Genomic DNA, 16,686 nt, shown 5'->3' with positions numbered 1-16,686 from the left:
CCTCGTTTGCTGATCTTCATCCTTTGCTGCTGCTTATCGTTTTCCGCTTCTGGACGCTGGCCTTCGGGGCTTGGATCAGCTTGTGGAAATGGGGATTTGTTCCGGAGAAGTTCTTAGGCTTCGGGAATTTCACCAAAATATTCCAAGAAGGGTTGCTGTACCAGCAAATGCAGACGTTTATAATAGATGCATCTTCACCTCTGCCTCATCCCAAGGCACCGTATACCCATGTCCCTTGGCGCAAAAAATCGAAGAGGAGCTGTATAGCGGATCTGCATCCTTCCTGTAGCCCTTTCGACTGATCACCTCTTGTTCGTTATGACAGAGATCATAACCACCGAAGACGAGATGAATGATACCTCGGCCATGCGTAAAAGAAGCAAGCTCTGTACTGTAGTTCATAAAGGTTGCTACGGGGACTTTGCCCGTAATTACAGCATGGGTGTCTGTGGTTCCCGGCGGCTCAAACTGTCCATAGGCCCGCTGAATATCGGATAACACCCTGCCCATATAGTCCATTTCCACTTTAATTTTATAATAATAATATGGCTCAAGCAGTACGTTCTCCACTTTCTCCAATCCTTGTCTTAACGCACGAAAGGTGGCTTCGCGAAAATCACCGCCGTGCGTATGCTCATTGTGCGCACCGCCTTTTAATAACGTAATCTTGATATCGGTAATCGGCATACCTGTTAATAAACCATGGTGATCCCGCTCATAGAGATGAGTCTTGATTAGATTCTGATTGCCCACGCTTAAATTACTTGTATGACAGGCGTTCACGAAAGTAATCCCGCTGTTTCGTTCCCCTGGCTCCAGCTGCAGATGCACTTCCGCATAATGTTTGAGCGGTTCGAAGTGTCCATAGCCTTTCACGGTAGATTGAATCGTTTCTTTATACAGAATTTCAGGGCTGCCGAAGGAGACATCCAGCTCGAATCGTTCCCTCACAAGCTGCTCCAGTACTTCAAGTTGAATGAGGCCCATTATGTGGATGTGGATTTCCTGCAGGCTTTCCTCCCACATGACGTTCAAGGACGGGTCCTCTGCGTTCAGTACCTTGAAGGCTTTCAACACATCCTTCGCGTTCAGAGAATCGGCGAAAATAATCTTCGACTTCAACGTCGGCACAATCTCATAGACCAGCTTGTCTGAATAGATGCCTATGCCTTGTCCGGCTTCGGCAGCAGAGAGTCCCGTTACAGCGAAGAGATCTCCCGCCGAGACCTGATCGACCGCATGTGATTTATCCCCGTTAAAAATGAGAAGCCTCGTAACTTTTTCACAAATTTGGACACCCCCGTTGGTATAACACAGTTCATCACGAACCTTAAGCGTACCGCTTAATGCTTTCATAAAGGTCAATCGCACGCCGTTGTTGTCATGGCGAATTTTATATATACGTCCACCGAAAAGAGTCTGCTCGTCATAATCCACTATCGTTAACAGGTGCAGCTGATCTAAAAATTCGGTAACTCCAACATCCTGCAAAGCAGAACCGCTTGCGCAAGGAAAGAGCTGATGCCCACGAATCTTAGCCTGCAGCGTCCACAGCCAAAATGTTTGGTCTTCCATTCCCGCCATGAACTTTTCCAATAATTGCTCGTCCCGCTCCGCCATGCTTTCCAACAAGGCTTCCCCAACTTCTCCGTTCGCTAAGTTCCCGGTAATTGTACACACATCCTCTGTCAGATGCATACGAATTTCCTCGATGACTCTGCCTACTTCCGCTCCGACCCTATCCGTTTTATTAATGAAAAAGAACGTCGGTATTTTATGCTTGTGAAGCAGCTGCCAGACCGTTTCGGTATGACCTTGGACCCCTTCCACCGCACTGATAATGAGAATAGCATAATCCATCACCTGGATAGCCCGCTCCATCTCTGATGAGAAATCGACGTGCCCGGGTGTATCGATCAAATAATAGGTTGATCCCTTATGCGACATGACTGCTTGGTCTGCAAATACGGTGATGCCTCTTGCCCGTTCTATTTCATGGCTGTCGAGATAAGCGTCCTTATGATCGACTCTCCCCCGCTCCCGAATGCTATGTGTATGGTAAAGCAACTGTTCGGCAAAGGTGGTTTTGCCCGCATCCACATGGGCCAACATGCCAATGGTTTTATTATTCATCGTATCATCACCTCAATCTCACAATAGGTTGTCTTCCGGTTTAATAAGAAAATGCGCTTACTGTTCTTTAATACTAATACTATTTTATTATGATTTAAACAAATCCTCTATCCGTTTTAAGACTTTTTAGCAAAGGGAATAAATGGTATTTTTTCGTCAGGACTTAGGCTCGAAGAAGTTGTCTGCCTGATACGACTTCTCCGAAATCCCTCTGCAGATCAAGGGGAAAAATCCCCGAAGCACAACACTTCCGAGCTTCACCACATCCCTATTTTCCGCCTCACTTATGATATGGTTCCCTTCGGATAATCTTAAACGTGACATAATGGAAAATACGTACTATATGGTAATTGACTTAATTACACTCATTAAATACTACTTATTTAAAGCTAATAGAGAACCACTAATCCAGAATCAACTAGCATATTTCCAACTTAACAAATTGTGCATTTTGTTAAGTTTAATGTTTAACACGGGCAAATCCGTCCTATTTTCCAGAGATTTCTTTCAAAATATTTGAATGCAAACAAGGTCCCAGGGATGCTTTCCCTTGGGACCTTGTTTGACCGATGCTTGGCTTTCTTCGATGCCGGATTCACATCGATTTCATTGCCCGAGGATTGGACCGCTACATACTGCTGATCCAATGCGACCTAATAACGCTTTCCGCGCCTTAGTCGGCAATGAGCGCCTGGATTTCCTCGACACTCCGGCACTTCAGAGCGCGCTCTGCCAGCTTGCGGCATTCGACCAAGGAAAGCGAGCGAATCAAATCTCTTGCTTCAGGCAATGCCGGCGCATTCATGCTGAACTCATCGAGACCGAGACCTAGCAAAAACGGAATGGCCTGCGGATCTCCCGCCATTTCTCCGCACATGCCCGCCCATTTGCCGGCGGCATGGGCCGCTTCAATGACATTGGCGATCAAATGCAGAACCGATGGCTCTAAATATTGATATAAATAGCTGACAGATTTATTTCCCCGATCCGCCGCCACCGTATATTGAATGAGGTCGTTGCTGCCGATGCTGAAGAAATCGACTTCTTCCGCAAACGTACGGGCCATGATGGCGGTTGACGGGATTTCAACCATGATCCCGATCTCGGGAAGACTGGCTAACCCCAATTCGTTCGCCGCCTCCCGCAGCATTTCTTTCGCGCGGCGCAATTCATCGATAGTGGCCACCATCGGGAACATGATCCTGATGTTGCCGTGCTCCCCCGCCCGTAAAATGGCGCGAAGCTGAGTTTTGAACAAGTCGGGGCGATCCAGACATAGCCGAAGCGCTCGGTACCCCAAAAACGGGTTTTCTTCCGGAGGCATTTGCAGGTAAGGAAGAGCCTTATCTCCTCCAATATCCAGCGTCCGGAAAATCACACTACGGGGCAACATGGTTTCGACTGCTTTCTTGTAGGCCGCGTATTGCGTCTCCTCGGATGGAAGTTCGTTACTTTGCATGTATAAAAACTCCGTGCGGAAAAGACCGATGCTTGCGGCACCCCACTCCAGCGCAAGCGCGGCATCATGCGGACTGCCGATATTGGCGGCCAGCTCGACTTCCCGGCCGTCCAACGTAACGGCCGGCAAATCTTTGTTTCTTTTTGATTCCAGAAGCTGTCTACGGTTATCTTCCATCTTGGCTGTGTAGGAAGCTTTTATATCATCTGGGGGATTGACGAGCACTTCGCCTGAAAATGCTTCTAGTACTACAGTATCCCCATCTTTGATCACATTTAACAAATCAGCCACGCCTACGATAGCCGGAAAACCGGCAGACCGCGCGATGATCGCCGAGTGGGATGTCGGCCCGCCCGCTTCGGTGGCAAATCCGAGCACCATAGATACATCCAACGCCGCCGTATCCGATGGGGTCAAATCTTTGGCAATTAAAATGGATGGGCGAGTGAGATCGATCGACGGAGCCGGCAACCCCATCAACGCCGCGAGCACTCGTCTTTGAAAATCCTTAACATCCCCGGCGCGTTCTTTTAAATAATCATTCGACAGCATCGAGATGGCCTCGATGAATTCGTCGGCGGCTTCCTCTACTGCCCATTCGGCGTTTTTCCCGTCTTCTAAACATGCTTCAATAGATGACATAAGGTCAGGGTCTTTCATGAACAGGAGCTGTGCCTTTATGATGCCCTGCAGCTCAGGTGAAAGCCTATTTTTCAATTCCTCAAGTTCGCTGCCGGCGCGCTCCATAGCTTTTGTCAAGCGGTCCTTTTCGGCAGGGACTTCACCTAGAGAAATACTATTGCGTTTTACCGGGGGAAGTTCGCGTATTACCACAGCAGGTCCTACAGCTAATCCTTTAGCTGCTCCAATCCCATTCAAGTTCACCCGGAAATCCTCCTCTTTATTTAACACGTCTACTCTTTATTGCTTATTTTCAAATATATTGCCAAGCGTCTCCAAAGCCTCTTCCGCATCCGGACCCTCGGCTCGAAGCACAACGCTTTGACCTTGTTCGATTCCTAGTTTCAGCAAGCTTAGCATCGACTTGGCGTTCGCCGTTTTATCCTGAAACACGACTTCAATTTTGCTCTTCAACTGGATTGCCGCCTCGACGAAATCCGAAGCCGGCCTTGCGTGGAATCCTTCAGAATGATTCATGGTTACTTGTCGTTCCATACGTTAATGCCTCCTATTTATACTCTAGCGTCATATATGATATGTCCTCTGGCGATAGTCATCAAAACTGTAAGATCGGGATTCAGGACGACGATATCAGCGTCTTTCCCGGCTTCCAGCGATCCTTTTCTTTCAAAAACACCGATCGAACGGGCCGGATTTTCCGATGCCATACGCAGAGCCAACGATAGCGGTAGTCCGACCAGCTCCACCAAATTTTTCACGCCTTGATCCATCCGCATGATACTGCCTGCCAATCCTCCCGAAAGGGTACGGCAGGTGCCTTTATCGATCACGACTTCCAACCCTTCCCAACGTCTGTGGGCGCCGTCAGGCAAACCCGTTACATCAGCAGAATCCGTAATCATAACAGGTCGATGGGATTCAACCTGCCGAACCGCCATACCAACAATCGACGGATGCATATGATGGCCGTCCACAATCATTTCCAAAAAAACGTTCGCAGCTTCGAACAATGCTGGAATTGCCCCAGGATTTCGGTGATGAATCGGAATCATAGCCGAAAATAAATGAGTCGCCCGACTCACTCCTCTGCTGATCGCTTGCTTCGTTTCCTCGTAGGATGCGCCGCTGTGGCCGATCGACACGTTCACCCCACGCTCGCTCAAAAAGCGGACAGCCTCTAAGCCGAGGGGCACTTCCGGCGCCAAGGTGACGACTCGCAAAGCGGAGCCGGCCGCCTCCCAAATCGCTTCAAGCTCGGAGATGTTCGCCTGGCGCACAAATTCCTCCATATGGGCGCCGCGATAGGCCGGATTAACAAAGGGCCCCTCCAAATGAACGCCCAGCAATTCCATCTCCCCGATCTCGTTGCTGCGATAAACAGAAGAGGCATATTGGAGCGCAAATAACGTATTTTCAAGCGAAGCGCTGGTGGTCGTCGCCAGACAGGAAGTCACCCCGCCGCTCGTCTTATGGCCCGATATCGTCTTGTACGCTTCCCGGCTTCCTTCCATGAAATTGCGGCCCAAAGCCCCATGGGCATGCGTATCGATAAATCCGGGAGCCACTGTGCAGCCCGTCACATCGATGAGCTCTACATCTCCGGGAAGATCTCCTGTCGAAACACCGCTGATTTTGTCTCCATTGAAGAGCACAGAGCCTTTTTCAAAATTTCCGTCCGGTAATAAAATGAGACCGCCGGTCAGAGCAACTGTAGCCATGCTTTATTACCTCCAGTTATCCAAGTTCGGGAATTCTATGTTATACAGATAACGGCTTTGACGGAACTGATCAGCCCCAAATTTTCAATGCTGCCGCTGTATGAATTTACGTATCATTTAGCGCTTGCTCGGAGGATCCGACCGGATGCCATGCATCAAACCGACGATCGGTACTTTTGTAGGGGGATTTTATATTTCAACCACATTTTGAATTGGGAAAACTTATTTGTAAATTGTGGCTAATTTCTCTAAAAACACTGGACAAATCCAGAAATTCTCCAAAATCGCGCAAAACACCTGGTGGAGTGGATGAGGCGTCATGCCGACAAGAAAACAGCATTACCTGCTTACCGGTTGTTTCATTTTCTTCACCCAGATTGTTACGGTTTCTGCGATTTCGGGTTTGTTCGGGGATATCACGGCGCCTTGCACCGCCGGTGACGGTACATCGGTCGTTACTTCCGCCTATCCCCGACAAACCGACTTGTGATTGTCGTTCCCGCGGTATAGCTGAATGAAACTATCTTCTTCTCTACTCCCAACCCGACTATGACTCGTGTCGGGACAGCGCCAGAGAAACGTACTTCAACGGATACCAACTGTACATGATCTCTGCGGCGGACAGTAAACACGAAATGTCCTTGTATCCAAGGCTGCAGCCAGCCTCACAGCATGATGCCGTTAGCCTTGTTATGGCACAGTCGAATTCGTGCAACGTTTCACCTTTCCATGTTCCCAGTTCCAATTCGTTGCTGTTTACCCAAGAATTTTGAATCCGCCTAGCACAAGACCTGCAACAATTAAGCCAAGCATGATTGTCGTTGTCTTAACGCGTTTGCGAATGAGCCAGAACACCAGCAGAGTCAGAGCAAGCGGCAGCAATTTCGGCATAATACCGTCAAGCATCGATTGAATCGAGACCGATGCTTCCTGCACCGTATATTTAAGCGGAGTGGTCACATTGAGCCATGTGGCGATCAGTGCGCCAAGCGCCATCAGGCCGGTCATCGTGGCCCCTTCCATAATTTTGCGAATGCCGCCAGAAGACATAACGCCAAAAATCCGATCGCCGAGCTCGAATCCTTTTTTCATCGTGTACCAACGTACGTACAGGTGAACGGCATTGACGACAACGAAAAACAGAAGCGGCGCGATTGGGTTTCCTTGCAGTGCGAGCGAAGCGGCAATGCCCCCCACGAGCGGTCGCAGCGTGGCATGGAACATCGAATCGCCGACTCCGGCAATAGGTCCCATCAATCCGGATTTCAACCCTTGAATTGCTTTCGTGTCAATATCTTCCCCACGAGATTTCTTGATTTCTAATTCGGTGGTGAGGGCTAAGATTGGACCGGGAAGCCACGGATGCGTATTGAAGAATATTATGTGGCGTTTCAATGCTTCTTTGAATTCTTCACTTTTATCCTTATACAATTTGCGGAGAATCGGGATCATCGCCCACGTAAAACCTAGCGCCTGCATCCGGTCGAAGCTGAACGCCGATTGCATAGAGAATGAACGGAAGTACAGCTGGCGCATATCTTTCTTGCTCAACACAGATGTGGCCAGCGAGGTCGATTCCTCTCCCTCGTTCATGTCCTCGTATTCGTCTTGGTTGTTTTTACGAGCCTGCATGATGATCGCGCACATGATCGCTAGCAGCGCTACGCCGAGTACTCCGACTTTCAAGTACGCCGCAATAATAAAACCGATGAACAAGAATGGGAACAAGCTAGGCGAAGCCAATGTGGTGAGCAGCAAAGCGAATCCGAGCGCAGGCAAAATGTTGCCAGCTACGGCCATGCCGCTTTTCAGCCAAGTAGGAATATCATTGGTAATTAAACTTACTGCCTCGGCTCCTAGCTGCAGCGCAATAAAGGTCGGTATTGCGTCAGCGAGAAAATGCACGATATTGCCTAGATGTACCATTCGCGAAATTCCCTTATCGTTGCCATTAGCCGCCATTCTATCGGCCGCGTTCACGAAAAATACGCAGACCGTTTTTGCAATTACTTCACAGAATACTCCAAGCAGCGCCGCAGGCACGGCGATGAGAAGAGCAGTTTCGATGCCCTGTCCCGAAGAAATGGCGAGAGCCGTACCTAGAACACTTCCAATGGTATAGTTCGGCGGCACGCTCCCCCCGATATTCGAGGCGCCCATAAAAATAAGCTCAAGAGATCCTCCGATGATCAATCCAGTATGGAAATCTCCCATAATGAGTCCGGTTAACGGCGCCAGTACAATCGGACGCTCTAAGAATAAGTCCCCCATAAACCGGCGGGAAAAATATGCAAACCCAGCCAAGCAAGCTAACAATAAAGATACTCCAATGGACATTCTCAATTCTCCTCTAGTCGAATGATGTGATAAACATTGTTAGCGAGTGTTAATACCTTCCCCATGCAGCCTTTCGCTCTTTTCGCTCTGAACAAGATCAGGTCAGGAATCACCTCCCCGAAGGACTTTACCGACGTTGACGATACCATCGTTTCCGGAAGCCACCGCATATTCCGCAAGCTCCGGCAGTGACATTGACTCTCGCAGCATCAGCACTTCGACAAGCATCGGCAAATTCACGCCGGAGACCACTTCGAGGAGCTCGCTCGATTCACTCAACACCGTACCTGCAGCCCTTGCCGGACTTCCTCCTGGCAAATCAACCAGCGCCAGTACACCATCGCCGGAAGTAAACCGGGTAAGCGCTTCGCGAATCGAAACGATCAAATCTTCCACTCCTTGCCCTGGAACAAAGGAAATCGGCAGCACAGCTTCAGTGTTGGTAACGAACATAGAGGCGCTTTCCAACATGAATTCGCTCAGTTTGCCATGGGTTACAATTATGATACCTTTCAACTTGTCTCTCTCCCTATCATGAAAATAAAATTACTTTTTGTAGGACCGAATGATTTGATTGAAATTCGTCGCGGAACCGCCCGGCAGCCAAAGAGCCTCCAATACGACGCCGGTCTCATCCAGTTTTCTCCATTCTTCTATTTCTTCTGCCGAAGCTGCGACTTCTTTGGTCAATCGTTCGCGCTCCTCCGTCACGCGGACGTTGCCGATATTCACTTTAGGCAGCGGGATGCCTCCCTCGATTAATCCAAGAAGAGCATTTGGTCCGCGCACGATGACAATCAGTTTCTCGTTCTTCAATTTCCCGGACATTAGTTGAGTGACCGCTTCCGATACCGATACTACCGAAGATCTCACTCCGACGGGCGTGGACATTTTGAGCAGCATCTTTTGCGTGTTGTCTTGAGCGACTTCGTCATCCACCACCAGGATATAGGTGCCTCCCACAAAGCGCGTCCAGCCAACGGCGACTTGACCGTGGATCATTCGATCATCGACGCGTACAAGAACTAATTTGTTCATAATCATTTTCCCTCGCTTCACTATTTTTTTCTTTCTGTCTAATTATTAAGCAAATATTGTGCCAAGACACTAAGGCTGTTTTCGTGTAAAAACGAGTAGTTTTTTGAATCCCGATACACGGAATTCCAAGACACTACAAAGACGCAATAAACTTAGTATCTTATTCCGACAAGACAATCAAAGCCAAATACCCGATTTCGCTACGAGGAAGCGTTACGGACACGCTTTTACAAGCTTGCGTGACCGACAACTGGATCATATCCAATAACGCGTGGTGCTGTTGTTCCAAATATTCCAGATCGCTGCACTCCATAATCAGCCCGTTCGTATTGAGCCGCTCCAACGCAAAGGACAAATGAATGACCCAGCGGACCGCCTGACTTATCCGCAAGGACATGCCAAGCGCTTGCTCCAGGCGTTCCAAGGACGCGACGGCTCCGCTGAAGTAGGCCTCTCCGTCCTTGCTTTCGATATAATCCGTCACGAACCGGCTCGCGAGGGATATCGCTTCCTCCTTGGACAGACCGTCTGTATCGTCAGCCTCTAGCTGTCCTTCAGCCGTCAATTCTATCAACGTTTTCATACCGGTTCCGAACAGGATTTGATCCATTCCGATGAATACCACACCCGGCAAATGAGGATTAACGGTACCCACCGCTGCAATTACGGTTCTGCGCCAGCCTTCCAAATACAAGCTGGTAATTTCAGAGCCGTTGTCCAAGTTGACTGCGTGTACCAAAATATTGTCCCGAAGATTCGCGGGCAGCGCTTCGTTAATAAACGCCGCAAGTTTCCTGGCCGTGCCTTCACCAGTTAGACATGTAGTAATAATCATCCGTTTTCCGTCAGGCAAAGGAAGGACTGTTTCAAAATTGTACACTTGCTTTATGGCTTCCACCATTTGCTGGAGATCCATCTGGCCGCTATCGGACAATCGCGCCGCTTCAACAACGGAAGCCGTCGTGACGAACGGAATAACAGCCACCGGAATCCCTATCATCTTTTCGAGCAGAGCACCGAAGCCCGTCAATGAACCCATGTCCACCATCAACAATACGCCCTTGATTTTCCCCATTTCTCTAATGCGTTGAGCGGCAAGCTGAAGCGTACTTTCCAAGCTCTGGCTTAGGGGCATGTCTAGCGCCTTCACCTTTTTTTCGAACAGCAGCTCGTTGGCCACCTCCGCCATACTGCTGGCTGTATGCTCTCCATGGGCAATGACCAATACTTTAATTTGCTGAGGTTCTGCCTCACGCTTGTGGCCCGCTAAAAAAAAGGCAAGAAAACTGATCTCCCCGGATGAAAGCCGGATTTTCAAACCTTCTTCCAAACGGCCTGCCAACAGCCGCACCACACTGAATTCGCGCGAGCAATGCGCAACCAGATCCAGTATCTCTTCCGAATCGAATTGTTCCGTTTGCGTTAGCGCCGCCAGATGTAGAGCGATCCCAGTTGTCACCTCGGGATCAAAGCCTACCCCAAGCTCTTTGCCTGCTTCCTCCACAAAGTCAGCGACGACAACGAGCAAACGTTCCTGCATCGTATACGTTCCGCTTTCATGCCGGTGCAACCGCCGCAAATAGTAGTCGGCATCGATTCGGATGAGCTGTAGAATTTCATCCTGCTCCAAGCTGCTGTCTAAATAACCGCGCACGCGCCGATTCAATTCCTTGTACAGGTCCATTGACCTGCCATCGTCTAAATATGTCGTCTGATTGTGTGCCGGCAAGTAAATACGATCTTCCACCCCAACCAATTGCTCAGCTTTCATCGAATCTTGGTGATTTCGCAAATATTCCAATTGAATTTGCGGCGCCAAATTGGTCAGCACGAGCGGCATGTATTTGGACTTGCTGGCGGCCGCCAGGTAATTTAGAAAAGCTTTGGCGCAACCGAGAAGGACGGCGCTATGCAGTTCTCCTACATTGCCGGTCGTATGGAAAGTCATCAACGCGACTAATACCAGCGGACTTACCGAGATGGGAATGCTTACCCTTGTCGCTTCCTCGTTCAAGAAAAATTCGATCAATGCCAACTTTTCTTGAAGTGGACGAACGTTTACATCGGGCAACGTAAGAACAACGGGAAAACGGCGTAACAGCGTATTCAACAGCACGGAACGCGCGTCCTCGGAAGTTGCGGCAATTAGCCTGACGGATGCCTGGCGCTGAGTCGCCCCGTCGCCAAGCATTCGGTAAGCGCCGCGATCCATGAGCAAAAACAGCATTTCCTGACCTTCCGGCGGCAAGCGATGAATCTCGTCCAAAAATAACACGCCGTTTTCCGATTGCGCGACAAGCCCGGCGGTCGTCTGCTCGGCTCCGGTGAAAGCACCTTTCACATAACCAAACAATTGCGCGAGCAGAAGCTGAGGATTAGCAGCATAATCAGCGCAGTTGAGCACGTTGAATGGCGCACTCGGCGCCAGACGACCGGCTTGGACAGCAAATTGGTACATTTTTTCGGCCAAATAGCTTTTGCCGGAACCTGTCGGACCGAGAAGCAAAGTAGGCAATCCGTGTGGAGGATACAACATTGCCGCCTTGAGCTGCTCGATTACGGCACGCAAGCTTCCTTTAGCTCCTATGACTTGCTTATGGAAAAACTCAGAAGAAGAATGAGATGCCGCATCCTGATCTTCCGGGGCATCTGTTTGTAAAAGCTTCGAATCGTCTACCTTATCTGTTAATACAAACCGCACAGGACGGCCTCCGCTTTTGCGCAATAGCCCTTCCCGAACTAACTCATTCAAATCGGCGCTAGCATTATGCCTTAAAATTCCGGCGGCTTCAGCAACCTCATCGGCCGTAACCCCTAGTGAACCACCTGATGGAGCAATCCGCCGAACAATTTCCAAAACTTTGTGTATGCGCAAAGCCCCTTGCTCCTCCCTAACAATATTCGTTATATAACATTACATTTAACTTTAAGATCAATCAATGATCAATGATATCTTCAAGAGGAAATAAATTCTGTTAGGAAACATGACACGAGAGCATAGACAACAAAAGACAGCCTGTGCTAGCATTTAATTGTGACATCAAAGGAGTTGATTAAGGTGAAGCTTAGCTACGGACTTGCCGCTGCCCAAATCCAACAGCTCAAACTCACAAATGCCTTAAAGCAGGGCATCGATATGCTGCGCATGTCGGAAGCCGAACTAGCTTCCTTTTTACAGGAAGCCATAATTAATAACCCGTTGTTGGAGCTTACCTATTCCGATCATTTGATGGGGTACGGCCGAAACACCCGACTCAAGACGAGCCTGGACAGCCGCGAACCCCAATTCAACATCCCTAAAGAATCACCAACGCTGCAAGATGTAGTAGTAGGGCAGCTTGCTTACGTCTCCCTTTCGGTAATCGAACGCAAAATCGCATTCTTTTTGGCGGGCAATTTGGACGAATGCGGTTATCTCCGCATTTCTGTGGAAGAATCCGCGTTGCAGCTCGGCTGCAAGCCGGGGGATGTTCAATCAGTCCTAACCATATTGCAATCGCTAGAGCCTGCCGGCATCGCCTCGAGGAACTTGCCGGAATGTTTACAGCTGCAGATCGAGCGGAACCCGCTTGCTCCCCCTGACGCAAAAATCGTTGTGGGGCGGTATTTATCCGATCTGGCCAAAAGCAGGTGGCAGCAAATTGCGGACGATTCCGGAATTCCCATTCCTACCTTGAAACAAATTTTGAACTATGTCCGAACGTTGAATCCGAAGCCAGGTCTGGCTTATGCCGCGTCTCCTTCGGTTTATATTGCCGCTGATGCGATTATTTTCCGGGAAGGCGAGCATTTTGCCGTGCGTCTGAACGGCGAAGCATACCCCACCCTGTCCCTGCATCTCGAATCCGAAACCGGATCCCATTTGCAAGACGATCCGGAGTCGTTTGCCTACTACCGGACCAATCGGCAGGAGGCCTGGGATCTCGTACGAAATGTCAAAAGGCGAAAAAAGACGCTGCTTTCCGTGATCGGTTCCATTTGCCATGAACAGCAACAATTTTTGAAAGAGGGGCCAACCGCTTTAAAGCCGCTGAATTTAAAAACAATATCGGAAGCAACCGGGCTGCACCTCTCCACGGTGAGCCGAGCTGTACAAAACAAATTCGTACAAACGCCATGGGGTTTATTCGAATTACACTATTTTTTCGCGCAACAAATCGGCACGCAATCGGATGAATCCGCTTCCGCTTCTGACCGGCAGGTAAAGCTTCACATAAAAGCAATCATCGAAAAGGAACATAAAACCACCCCTTATTCGGACCAACAAATTACCGGGCTTCTGAAAGACGAAGGATTTGTCATTTCCAGGCGAACTGTAGCCAAATACCGTGACGAAATGAATATTTTATCCGCCATCTACCGCCGCCAAATATAAACGCCTTTTTTGACGCAGCACTGTAAAAAGAATTACTATAGGATAATTGGCGGTTGAAGCTTGGATCATACAAGCTAATCATCACGAGTTATGTAGAGCCAAATTGTAAACTAGTACCACAGAAATAAGCTTGTACTACACAGAAAGAATGGTGGAGATGAACGATGGGGAAAACAAGGATAGGCATCGTCGGGCTTGGAAATATTGCGAGCAAAGTGTATCTGCCGCTCCTTTCAAATCATGAAGAGGTGGAGCTTGTTGGCTTGGTAAGCAGAAAGGAATCCACCGTTCGCGTCGCATGTGAGCAGTTTCGTGTTCAAGCCGGTTTCACGGAGCTTGAAAAACTGCTCGAATTAGAGCCTGATGCGGTGTTTGTCCATAGTCCGACAGACACGCATTACGAGCTTGTGATGCAGTGTCTTTCGCGGGGGATCCACGTCTATGTGGACAAGCCGTTGTCTTATCAACTAGAGGAATCGAAGCGCATGGCGAAAGAAGCGGAAGCGCGGGGAGTCGTGCTGGGCGTCGGCTTTAACCGCAGATTCGCGCCACTGTATGTGGAAGCGAAGGCGTGGGTCGATGCAGGCGGAGGCTTCGATTGGTGCAGCGTGCAAAAGCATCGGATAAAGCAACAAAATCAAGGTGCAAAACAAACGTATTACGACGATTTGATCCATATGCTCGATCTGCTGTTATGGCTTGGTGGCACCGATTATCGGGTCACTGCGAATGAGCTCAAAGCGGATGATGTTGGCAAAATGTTGTACGCTTCGGGAAGTCTCCGTTTTGGAGCGGCTACGGGCGTTTACAGCATGGCGCGCTCTGCTGGAACCGACCTTGAAAAGCTGGAGCTGCACGGCGGTGGAAGATCGGCAGAGGTCGTGAATTTGGAAACGGGGTCGTTATATGCCAAGGACAGCCTGCCGCAAAATCTAACGTTCGGCTCTTGGGATACAATCCTGCAGCGCCGCGGTTTCGCCGGAGCGGTGGATCATTTTCTGGCGAGCCTGAGTTCGCCCGAAACGTGTACGATTCGCGCGGATTTGGTGCTTGACACCCACTTCCTCGTGGAGAAGCTGGTGCCATAATCGCATTCTCTCGATCCTGATTGATTAGGTCCTGAACGGAACTTCGTTCAGACCTAATTAATCCTTCACGGGTTCTAATTTTTTAAAATTTCTAGCCAGCAGATCTAAGGACGCCTTAACCGCGGTGCAATTTGCATAGGTAACGTTTGTATCCGCCGGTGGAATTGTCAGCGTTATTTCTGGCTCCGTTTCATTCACGTTTCCACTGGTATTACCGCTAATAACCCCCGGCTCGACTCTTTCAACCACACCGTTAACAATAAGCGCATTTTTCGCTGCTGCGGTTGCCATTGTGGTCATGTATAGAAGCATTGAAATGACTAATACTAACGTTATCTCCAGCCTGTATTCACTATCCTAACTATCCCCTTTATTGCAAATTAGTTCCATTCCACTTTACTATATATTCCCTCGAATACCTATTTATTTATGAATTCAATTTTGTTGAACAATTCTACCCTTTACTTTATAACAAACTAAAGAGGGAGCTGCTCGGTGCAAGCTCCCCGCTATCGTGCCCGTTGTTTCAGTTTGATGCCGAATCTAAACCGACCAATTCTGTTCTCGAACTAAATCATAAATCTGGTGTTGGTACCCTCGAATCCGCCGTGGATGTACCGATGTCGTACCGGCTGATCCCGCCATTATCGATGTCCACATAGGGCTGCTGGAACTGAGGGTCCTGCCATTTCACTTTTTTATACAAATCGAATGCCCGCTTCCGAATAGGGCTTTTTGATATCCGCAGGGACTTGGCTGTCGGTCACCAATGCGGTAATTGCCTGCCACCCGTCGATCAGAAACAATGAACGATGATTCAGCTTCGTATGGTCGGCAAGGACATAGATTTCCAGCGACTGTTCAATCATTTTCCGGTTCGTATTCGCTTCCAGTTCGTTAAAGGTCGTTAATCCACGCATCAGGTCGACGCCGTCCGCGCCAAGAAATGTTTTTTGGATTGTAATCCGCTCCAGCGTGGTATCCGCCATCGGACCGGAGAGCTCATAGCTTTGCGTGCGGTTCACGCCGCCGGTCACTATCAATTCAATTCCGGGGATGCCGGCCAATTCGAAAGCGATATTCAACGCATTCGTAACGACAGTAAGTCTTTCAAATGGTTGCTGAACCAGCCTGCGTGCCAAAAACATATTGGTGGAACCGCCGGTCAGAGCGATCACATCTTCATTCTGCACGAGATTCAGTGCCTTGGCGGCGATTTCTTTTTTTTGCTCTGAGTTGATTTCCATTTTCCGATAGAAAGGGATTTCCTTGCGAACAGTTTCCAGAACTGCGCCGCCGAACGTCCGAATCAGCTTCTTATCTTGCTCGAGCACCTCCAGGTCTCTGCGGGCCGTCGCTTCCGATACCTCGTAACGTTCCATAATTTCCCCAACGGTGATCGTTCCTTGCTCCCTGAGATATTGAACGATGTGATTGCGTCGGGAAGCGGTCTTACTCATCCTTATCGCTCCTCTCTCGTGGTTCGAGACAATTGACACGAGGGATTTTTCTACTTCAAGAATAGCATGAACCTGAAATCAAGTTCAATATTTTGATTGAAACAATCAAAATATTAATTGACTCAATCAAAATAATGGTTAATAATGAGTGAAAACAAAATTATTATTGACGCTGGTCCCGAGCCGAACCGGGAAAAGCTGGTTGACCATTTTCGCGCTCGGTTCCTCGTCTGTCATCACAGCCGCCGGACTCGCAGGGCTTGGACTGAACGTCCAATTCATATCCATTGTCGGCGATGATGAATTTGGGCGATTCTCTTTAATTGAGCTGAGCCGATTTGGCGTTACCGGAATTGATACCCGCGGATAAATTTCGCGGAGCCGACCATCTGCACTTCGGATCTTATTTTTTTCCGGAACGGATGACGCCCTATTG

The 16,686-nt window shown here is 49.0% G+C and carries 14 protein-coding genes; 4 read left to right on the top strand and 10 right to left on the bottom strand.

Annotated elements, in window-relative coordinates; all coding sequences use genetic code 11:
• Window positions 1-177 precede the first annotated feature (177 nt).
• From ACFPYJ_RS18805 to nagA, 4 genes are all read right to left on the bottom strand, one after another.
• Window positions 178-2,133 (bottom strand): GTP-binding protein, encoded by a 1,956-nt coding sequence (locus tag ACFPYJ_RS18805; protein ID WP_379189717.1) that lies wholly within the window; start codon window positions 2,131-2,133, stop codon window positions 178-180.
• A gap of 673 nt (window positions 2,134-2,806) precedes the next feature.
• Entirely contained in the window at window positions 2,807-4,477 is a 1,671-nt protein-coding gene (gene ptsP, locus ACFPYJ_RS18800; RefSeq protein WP_379189716.1) for a phosphoenolpyruvate--protein phosphotransferase, read from the bottom strand.
• A 36-nt stretch (window positions 4,478-4,513) separates the two neighbouring features.
• The gene (locus tag ACFPYJ_RS18795; RefSeq protein WP_379189715.1) at window positions 4,514-4,768 is read right to left on the bottom strand and encodes an HPr family phosphocarrier protein; all 255 of its coding nucleotides are present in this window, start codon (window positions 4,766-4,768) and stop codon (window positions 4,514-4,516) included.
• A 17-nt stretch (window positions 4,769-4,785) separates the two neighbouring features.
• Complete coding sequence (nagA, locus tag ACFPYJ_RS18790; RefSeq protein ID WP_379189714.1) at window positions 4,786-5,952, bottom strand: N-acetylglucosamine-6-phosphate deacetylase; 1,167 nt, start codon at window positions 5,950-5,952, stop codon at window positions 4,786-4,788.
• A 319-nt stretch (window positions 5,953-6,271) separates the two neighbouring features.
• Here nagA and ACFPYJ_RS18785 point away from each other — a divergent pair, with 319 nt between their 5' ends.
• Entirely contained in the window at window positions 6,272-6,442 is a 171-nt protein-coding gene (locus ACFPYJ_RS18785) for a hypothetical protein (protein WP_379189713.1), read from the top strand.
• Between the two features lie 266 nt (window positions 6,443-6,708).
• Here the strand turns inward: ACFPYJ_RS18785 and ACFPYJ_RS18780 are convergent, their stop codons facing one another.
• From ACFPYJ_RS18780 to ACFPYJ_RS18765, 4 genes are all read right to left on the bottom strand, one after another.
• Window positions 6,709-8,289 (bottom strand): PTS system mannose/fructose/sorbose family transporter subunit IID, encoded by a 1,581-nt coding sequence (locus tag ACFPYJ_RS18780; RefSeq protein ID WP_379189712.1) that lies wholly within the window; start codon window positions 8,287-8,289, stop codon window positions 6,709-6,711.
• Window positions 8,290-8,391: 102 nt separating this feature from the next.
• On the bottom strand, window positions 8,392-8,805 hold the full coding sequence (locus ACFPYJ_RS18775; RefSeq protein WP_379189711.1) for a PTS sugar transporter subunit IIA: 414 nt from the start codon (window positions 8,803-8,805) through the stop codon (window positions 8,392-8,394).
• A gap of 30 nt (window positions 8,806-8,835) precedes the next feature.
• Window positions 8,836-9,327 carry a PTS sugar transporter subunit IIB gene (locus tag ACFPYJ_RS18770; protein WP_379189710.1) on the bottom strand — a complete coding sequence of 164 codons (492 nt, stop codon included), beginning with the start codon at window positions 9,325-9,327 and terminating at the stop codon, window positions 8,836-8,838.
• A 160-nt stretch (window positions 9,328-9,487) separates the two neighbouring features.
• The gene (locus ACFPYJ_RS18765) at window positions 9,488-12,202 is read right to left on the bottom strand and encodes a sigma 54-interacting transcriptional regulator (protein ID WP_379189709.1); all 2,715 of its coding nucleotides are present in this window, start codon (window positions 12,200-12,202) and stop codon (window positions 9,488-9,490) included.
• Window positions 12,203-12,385: 183 nt separating this feature from the next.
• Here ACFPYJ_RS18765 and rpoN point away from each other — a divergent pair, with 183 nt between their 5' ends.
• Both rpoN and ACFPYJ_RS18755 read left to right on the top strand, forming a co-directional pair.
• Window positions 12,386-13,702: an RNA polymerase factor sigma-54 gene (gene rpoN / locus ACFPYJ_RS18760; protein ID WP_379189707.1), complete on the top strand. Its 1,317-nt coding sequence runs from the start codon at window positions 12,386-12,388 to the stop codon at window positions 13,700-13,702.
• Between the two features lie 164 nt (window positions 13,703-13,866).
• A complete protein-coding gene (locus tag ACFPYJ_RS18755) occupies window positions 13,867-14,790 on the top strand; it encodes a Gfo/Idh/MocA family protein (protein WP_379189706.1) in 924 nt (307 codons plus the stop codon).
• A gap of 574 nt (window positions 14,791-15,364) precedes the next feature.
• On the opposite strand, the gene ACFPYJ_RS18750 is transcribed toward ACFPYJ_RS18755, so the two are convergent.
• Both ACFPYJ_RS18750 and ACFPYJ_RS18745 read right to left on the bottom strand, forming a co-directional pair.
• Entirely contained in the window at window positions 15,365-15,496 is a 132-nt protein-coding gene (locus ACFPYJ_RS18750) for a hypothetical protein (RefSeq protein WP_379189705.1), read from the bottom strand.
• Entirely contained in the window at window positions 15,489-16,250 is a 762-nt protein-coding gene (locus tag ACFPYJ_RS18745; protein ID WP_379189704.1) for a DeoR/GlpR family DNA-binding transcription regulator, read from the bottom strand. The genes ACFPYJ_RS18750 and ACFPYJ_RS18745 overlap by 8 nt, the downstream gene beginning before the upstream one ends.
• A gap of 148 nt (window positions 16,251-16,398) precedes the next feature.
• Here ACFPYJ_RS18745 and ACFPYJ_RS18740 point away from each other — a divergent pair, with 148 nt between their 5' ends.
• The gene (locus tag ACFPYJ_RS18740) at window positions 16,399-16,620 is read left to right on the top strand and encodes a carbohydrate kinase family protein (RefSeq protein ID WP_379189703.1); all 222 of its coding nucleotides are present in this window, start codon (window positions 16,399-16,401) and stop codon (window positions 16,618-16,620) included.
• Window positions 16,621-16,686 lie beyond the last annotated feature (66 nt).

Origin of the sequence: Paenibacillus solisilvae (assembly GCF_042656405.1) — a bacterium.
GTDB classification, from domain to species: domain Bacteria; phylum Bacillota; class Bacilli; order Paenibacillales; family Paenibacillaceae; genus Paenibacillus_Z; species Paenibacillus_Z solisilvae.
The sequence above is the reverse complement of the archived record's forward strand: the minus strand, read 5'-3'. Positions and strand labels throughout refer to the sequence as shown.